At 46.1% G+C, this 6,618-nt stretch carries 4 protein-coding genes and 3 pseudogenes; 5 read left to right on the plus strand and 2 right to left on the minus strand.

The window, feature by feature from the left end:
* Nucleotides 1–118: 118 nt before the first annotated feature.
* The 3 genes and pseudogenes from ACEW80_RS09505 to ACEW80_RS09515 form a co-directional block, all read left to right on the plus strand.
* Nucleotides 119–694: pseudogene (locus tag ACEW80_RS09505) on the plus strand (group II intron reverse transcriptase); the annotation flags it as partial.
* A 115-nt stretch (nt 695–809) separates the two neighbouring features.
* A pseudogene (locus ACEW80_RS09510) lies at nt 810–893 on the plus strand (HNH endonuclease); the annotation flags it as partial.
* Complete coding sequence (locus ACEW80_RS09515; RefSeq protein ID WP_373526341.1) at nt 890–3,418, plus strand: DEAD/DEAH box helicase; 2,529 nt, start codon at nt 890–892, stop codon at nt 3,416–3,418. The pseudogene ACEW80_RS09510 and the gene ACEW80_RS09515, both read left to right, overlap by 4 nt.
* Nucleotides 3,419–3,576: 158 nt before the next feature.
* Here ACEW80_RS09515 and ACEW80_RS09520 read toward each other — a convergent pair whose 3' ends face one another.
* A complete protein-coding gene (locus tag ACEW80_RS09520) occupies nt 3,577–3,711 on the minus strand; it encodes a hypothetical protein (protein WP_373526342.1) in 135 nt (44 codons plus the stop codon).
* Nucleotides 3,692–3,902, minus strand: a pseudogene (locus tag ACEW80_RS09525) (IS6 family transposase); the annotation flags it as partial. The gene ACEW80_RS09520 and the pseudogene ACEW80_RS09525, both read right to left, overlap by 20 nt.
* Nucleotides 3,903–4,221: 319 nt before the next feature.
* On the opposite strand from ACEW80_RS09525, the gene ACEW80_RS09530 reads away from it, so the two are divergent.
* Nucleotides 4,222–5,577, plus strand: coding sequence for a glutamate-cysteine ligase family protein (locus ACEW80_RS09530; protein WP_373526343.1), 1,356 nt, complete (start codon nt 4,222–4,224; stop codon nt 5,575–5,577).
* Nucleotides 5,570–6,442 (plus strand): N-formylglutamate amidohydrolase, encoded by an 873-nt coding sequence (locus ACEW80_RS09535; protein WP_373526344.1) that lies wholly within the window; start codon nt 5,570–5,572, stop codon nt 6,440–6,442. The genes ACEW80_RS09530 and ACEW80_RS09535 overlap by 8 nt, the downstream gene beginning before the upstream one ends.
* The last annotated feature ends 176 nt before the right edge of the window (nt 6,443–6,618 follow it).

Here is a 6,618-nt window from a genome sequence, read left to right on the forward strand (position 1 = left end):
CTCACTCAATCGAGGTATTCATGATAAGAATCAGATAAAAGAGGAGCGGTATGAAGCGAAAGTTTCACGTACCGTTTTGAAGACGAGGGGTTCTCGTGAGAGAATTGCTTAGTTCAACCACTTCAAAGTGCAAAGCAACGGAAAATTTAGATGCGTTCCTTCAGTGGACAATTTTAAAGCCTTCCGTAAAAAAGTAAAACACATCGTCAACAACTCAAACTATGGCGCTAAGGTGAAAGCCGAAAAGCTTGCACCAATAGTTAGAGGATGGCGTAATTACCACCGCTACTGCAAAATGGATGGGTCTAGAAACTCCTTATTTCACATTGAAACAAGAGCGTTCAAGGTATTTAACAAGGAATCTAAACAGAATCGTTACTCTAGCAAGAAATTGTTAGACAAAGCTTTTCCAGCAATTCCCTATGCCGAAAACAAACACAGCAACGTCCAAGGGAATAAATCACCCTATGACGGCGATTTGACCTATTGGAGCGAACGTAACAGTAAGCTCTATGACGGTAATACCTCTAAAGTCCTAAAAAGACAAAACCATTCATGTGCCAGATGTGGATTAAAGACTACTTCCGAGGAGCGAGTTCACTTGCATCATAAGGATGGAAACCACCACAACTGGAAATTTAATAATCTGGAGGCTCTACATGAGTCATGCCATGATTATTTGCACATGAGCAAAAGGCACTGCCTAATTGAATCGAGAGCCGAGTGCAGTGAAAGTCGCACGCTCGGATCTAACAGAGAGGGGCGCTGGATAATACCAGCCCTCGACTCTAACAACTGCTTATTCAAAAGGTGGCTCAACAGAAGCCTGGAATGCTCAAGCCTTGTGTAGAAACTGCAATCGTCGTAAATCCAACAAAACTCAGCAGCCATGAACGACAATTACTTCCTTAACTACCACGACTTGGTGTTGACACGGATAACTTCAGGGCAAACCAAGCTCTATCCGCATCAAGTGGAAGCATTATTAGCGATCTACCAAAAAGCCTGTAGAGGTGAGTTGCAGGGTAGTTATCGGCAAGCAGCGCTGATCCTAGCAGGTGTTGGCACAGGCAAAACTTTAGTCGAAGCGATCGCCCCATACATACTTGCACCCTGGATGTCCGGGAAGCAGGCTTTGTTTTTGTCAGACAATTGTACCCTCCGCGCGCGTTTTCTCAAAGATTTTCCAACAGATTCAAAGCATCGTCCAATATATCAAGAATGGTTGCTCTACTCTCTAGAAGTGCTGCTACCAGGTGTGCCACCGCCGCAAATTGTGGAATTAGACGCAACCGACTTCAATAGCTATGCCTTTGCAATGCAAGAGGCTGATATGCTGGTCGGCAATCGTCAGTTTGTTCTTAACTTGGTAGGGCGAGGAGATATTGAACCAACCCAGGTAGGCGCACTAATAATTGATGAAGCTCATTTTAGTGCTGCTAATTCCTACCGGACAATTTCTAGCTATTTCTCCGAGTCGCTGCTATGTTACTTTACTGGTTCAAAGTTCCGCTCGGATAGTCAACCGTTGCCGAATGTGCGCTACGAGGAAGTAGAGACCCTTGACGAGCTAGGACGTTCTGTACTCCACTATGCACCCATTGCTGATTACGAATTTACGCTTCAAGATGCTTGGCGGCTATCTCCATCTCCAATTAAAAAGCTCATTTATAAGGAAGCAACCAGCACAGCTTTTTTAATTGCGGAAGATGGGTGCGAAGTTGAGTACGATCTTGAGCAATTCATTCTCAAAGCCCAGACTCAAAGAAATTGGTTTCGCCAAATTTTATTTGCCGACTCTTTTTCTCTACCTGTTTTAGATATGGCAGTGCAGGTATTACTTTCCAAGCGCTCTAAAACGGGTCAACCTCACGCTATGTTAGTTAGAGCGCTCAATATTCCTCACGTTCATCGTGTAACCAAGTTATTGACCGATAATTTTCCGATGCTTGAGGGAAAAGTATTAGCAATTCACTCCGAACATGAGCAATATGACTTGGCGGGGAGAGCAAGTGCTTTACTAGAACAATTCTATAACGAAGGTTATTGGGTGATAGTCCACTGCGGAATGCTCGGCGTTGGCTTTGACCATAAGTGGATATCCGTTTCTTGCTGCTTGTGCGTCTTTAAGTCCATGTCCCCAGCCGAACAAGAATGGGGAAGGGCTTTGCGAAAAGTACCCGAACTTGCCCCATCAAAATATCCCGAACTCAATCATCCAAACTGGGCAGTTATTGTCACCCACAGCGCTTTAGAACTGCGGGAACTGTTTGAGAAGTTTTTACAAGGTGCAGTTGCGGAGGCAATCAAAAGTACGCCAACAGAGCAGCCTATTCGACCAGTGTTGACGGCAGCTTATGAAGCTGGAGAAACGGTACTGAAATTGTCAAACACCCTGAAAGTTAAACCAGGAGACATACTCGAACTGCGCGTACCAGTTGCAATCCCTGAATCATCGCCCCCCAAGTTTTCACTAATTGATGAACTGCGTTCTACAGGCAGCTTATCAACAGAACCAGAAAATGGCATTTACAACGGTAATGGTGAAAGAGCAACAGAAAATAAAATAGATCGCCCATTACCTAGCGGTGAACTCAAATCAACACCAGCATTGCCTTGGGCTTCTCAGGTAGCTGCGATCGCATCCTCATTGCATGAAATCAGAAGTGCTAGAACCTACCAAGTAAAAGTTGAGGCGGTACTTGACAATAAAAATGTGCAAATTACCCCGGCTTGGAACGATATCCCAAGTGGCATAGAAGTTAAGCTGACTAGCCGCATCCAGAACGAGATACCTGATGCTAACTTTCTTCAGCACGTCGGCTTAGATTGGCAAATCCTGATCGACCAAAAGTTAGTCTCCTATCTCGATTACAAAAAACAAATCGTGTTGCAGCAGCGCGGTATGAGCCTGGACGAATCGGGAGAAATTGTCGTGGGTGTTGTCAGGCTTAAAGACACTTTCCCACCTGCCGCCTATGACTTGTTTCTCAAAGGATTGGAAGCAGAAATTGCAAGTTCCGAAGTTGATATTCCTCATTGTGATCGCGTTGCTCGTCCTGATAAAGCCAAACTGGATATGCAGGCACGTTATGGAGCGCTCGTGCGTGGTTTAGTAAACGATATATTCAGGCAGCGCAATTTAGTCAGAGATGGAGTTTCGGGACGTTCTTTAGTAGAAAATCCCGTTGCCTTACTTACTGAAGCAATCCAAAGAGTGTTGGATAAAGGTCATGAACCCAATTTCGCTAATAATTCTGCCCTGATTCACGCGGCGGTGTTTGGGTTTGTTAAGGAACAGACAAAGCGAGGTTGGTCGGAGCATACAAGTGAAGCTGAGTATCAAGAGGCGCTAAAAATAGCGCGTCACTTTTTCTTACGCTTGCGGGAGCAATTGCAATGGCGACCCAAGCACTAGGTTGCTGCACAGCTTTTAAGATTGTGATTTGAATGTACATTAGCTTAGTTAAAGTCAAGGAGAAGCGCTCGTAAGTGCGCTCACTTCTCAGCTTAGAGCCAGGAAGATAGCTTCGTTAACTCAGCTTGTCAGTCTTCGTCATAACGGAGGGTAAGGACCTAGTACCCAGTAGCATCTCTAAGATTGTCGCGGTCAATTCGGTCTTGTTCTTGTTGCTCTAGATGATTGTGAGCCGAACCATCACAGAAAATGACTACTCCCGCATCCCTATAGAACCCAAATGTAAGTTTCATCTACACGCCACGAGTCATTGTTAGAGTGTAAGTGTGGACGGCATTTTTGCTCTAAGCTCGGAGCGTAAACTTGAACCCATCTGTACTACACTACTGTGTGGTCAACATTTAACCCTCTTTCCGTCATCATTGCTTCTAAATTTCTGTAAGAGAGTGGATATCGCAAGCTCCCAACGCACACAAACCAGGATGACTTCTGGTTGATAGTGTCGCTACTTAAATGGGCTTTGGGATTCATCTGATACAGGCAAAATGATTTTCTCTAAAATTATTTCACCCTACTATTTTTTGCAACACAACCCGCAAACCCATCAGTCACATTCTATACTTCTCATACATTCTCTTAGGCTGCAATCTATACCTGTTTATCTTGAAACCATCACTTTGCGTTTTCTCTCTTTCAATCGATAGAGGTACTGAGGGATTCAGTTCGGTCATACTACCAGACAACCTTCTCGCACCAAAACATTCATGCAGTCGGTGACAGCCCCTCAGTAGACAGTCTAAGTTATGAGCAACAACGTTAATCGCCGAATTGGGCTAGAGCAGGAGTTTTTTATTGTCGATGCAGAAGGGGTTATAACCGATCGCGCCGATGAGCTATTGCAGGGTTGTCACGATCTCGCTCAAACTCAAGGACGCAATCCGGAAAACTTTACGCCAGAGTTCATCAAAAGCATGATCGAGATCAACACCGATCCTGCAAATGGAGTGTCAGAACTCGCTGACTTCTATCTGCAAAATCTGCAAATTCTACTACTAGCTGCAAAACACCTAGAACTAAGGCTTTACCCGCTTTCACAATATCCGCTGCATCTGTTTCCGACGATTCGCGATGAGCCGAACTATCACATTCAGGCTCGCACCGTGGGCTATGATCGCTTTCTTGATGCCGGTCGATGCATTGGCACCCATCTGCATCTAGAGTTACCCCAAGGCGCGATCGATCCCCAAGTCGGGGTGTCTTATCAAGTTTCACCCGAAGCACGGGCTGAAGTTGTAAATCTGTATAATTTAGCAACGGCAATGGATGCGGCTATCATTGCGCTGTCGCGCGCTTGCCCATTTTACGAAGGCAAAGTGTTTGGGTTAGCGGCGCGTACTGTTCACTATCGTGGGAATCAAACCTTTGGATGGGAAGGCGTTTACACCCACTTACCCGAAGTCGGAGCGCTGCACCCCTATGCCGATAGTGTAGAGCAGTTGGTAGAACAGCAGTTCCAGCGCTACTATGCGTGGCTGGCTGCACTGGATCGCACAGAAGTTGAGCGATCGCAATTTCTCGCATCCGGTGGGAGCTTGCTGAAATCAGCTTGGAATCCGGTACGATTAAATGGACACGGCACGATCGAACTGCGTCAAACTGATGGCAATTATCCCGATGTGATTTTATCGATCGCGGCTTTGGTCTACAGTGCTGCGGATCGCGTGCGGCGAGAAAGTCTTACAGTGCGCCCATCTGCTGGAGTTCATACATTTGAAGTCCAAGACCAGCAGCTTGTGGTGCCAGAATTCACGTATCTCAATGGTGAACTGTTATATGCTGCTGCGACTGAGGGGGTGAAGCATACTGGAGTGAAAACCTACCTTGATTCTTTGCTGCAATTTGTCATTGCAGATCAATCGGATGGATCTGCCTATCTCGAACGGCTCCGAACCACGATTCGTACTGCTGATTCCGAACACCTTTATCAGACGACTGAAGCCAAGATCTTGGAGCAATTCGCTCCTGATACGGATAAACTGACGAGAGATGATGGATTAGCACTGGTACGAGCCGCGTGTGATCGGCTAGAGGCGCAGGTGGAATCGTTCCTGCATCAACCTGAATCCACAATATTAGAGTGGAGTAGTGCGGGTGAGTAAGGTAACGAATTTGTACTACCTAATTGATTCATCACACCCTTGGCTGTGGACGATCGGGAATCAACCAGTTGTTGCGACAGCTATTCATGATGGTTATGTGGTGCGTGAGGAAGTGGCACTCCATCTTGCCTTAGACCACAGCAATCGGCGACGGGAAGAAGATCCCTTTACTGCCCAATGGACTGGGATTGCTCAGACTCGACTAATCGTGCAGCGATCACGCTTTGAATTCGATCTAAATCGTCCACGTGAGAAAGCAATTTATCGAGAGCCGCAAGAGGCGTGGGGGCTACAGGTCTGGAATCAACCGCTACCTGAAGCGCTGATCGCGCGATCGCTAGCGCAATACGATTCGTTTTACGCTGAGCTAGGGCAAGTGTGCCGCGATTTAGAGCATCGGTTTGGGCGCTTTGTGATTTTGGATTTGCATACGTACAATCACTGTCGCGATGGTCAAGCGGCTTGTGCCTACGACAATCCTGAGATTAATCTCGGCACAAAAACACTTGATCGCGCTTATTGGTTTCCCATAATTGATCGAGTCTTGGTCGAGTTACGTCAATTTGACTTTCTGGGGCGGCGACTGGATGTGCGCGAGAACGTGAAATTTACAGGTGGACACTTTGCACGATGGATTCACCAGCACTTTCCGCGTTCAGCTTGCGTGTTGTCGCTCGAGGTGAAAAAGTTTTTTATGAATGAATGGACGCATCAGCCAGATCCGAGGCAACTCGATGCAGTTCACCAAGCGCTGCATTCAACCGTTCCCGGAATTTTAGAAGGGCTGCAACAGATGAACTCCAGTCAACCACTAATTGAAGTGGGCGATCGCTCGTCCTCCAGGTTTGCATCCAGAGATAATTAATTGTAGCGACCCACAATACTAAACGCTTGAGACCACAATAATCTCTGTTTTGAGACTAGATTAAAGGTCTTGCACAGTTTTGATACTGTTGGCGAATTTTACAGAAGAAAACAACTTTAAGCCTAAAACTCTTTCATAGCCAAACCTTTGCTATGAACATAATTACTAATCGTACA

It is taken from the genome of Nostoc sp. (assembly GCF_041747015.1).
Taxonomy (GTDB): Bacteria; Cyanobacteriota; Cyanobacteriia; order Cyanobacteriales; family Nostocaceae; genus Nostoc.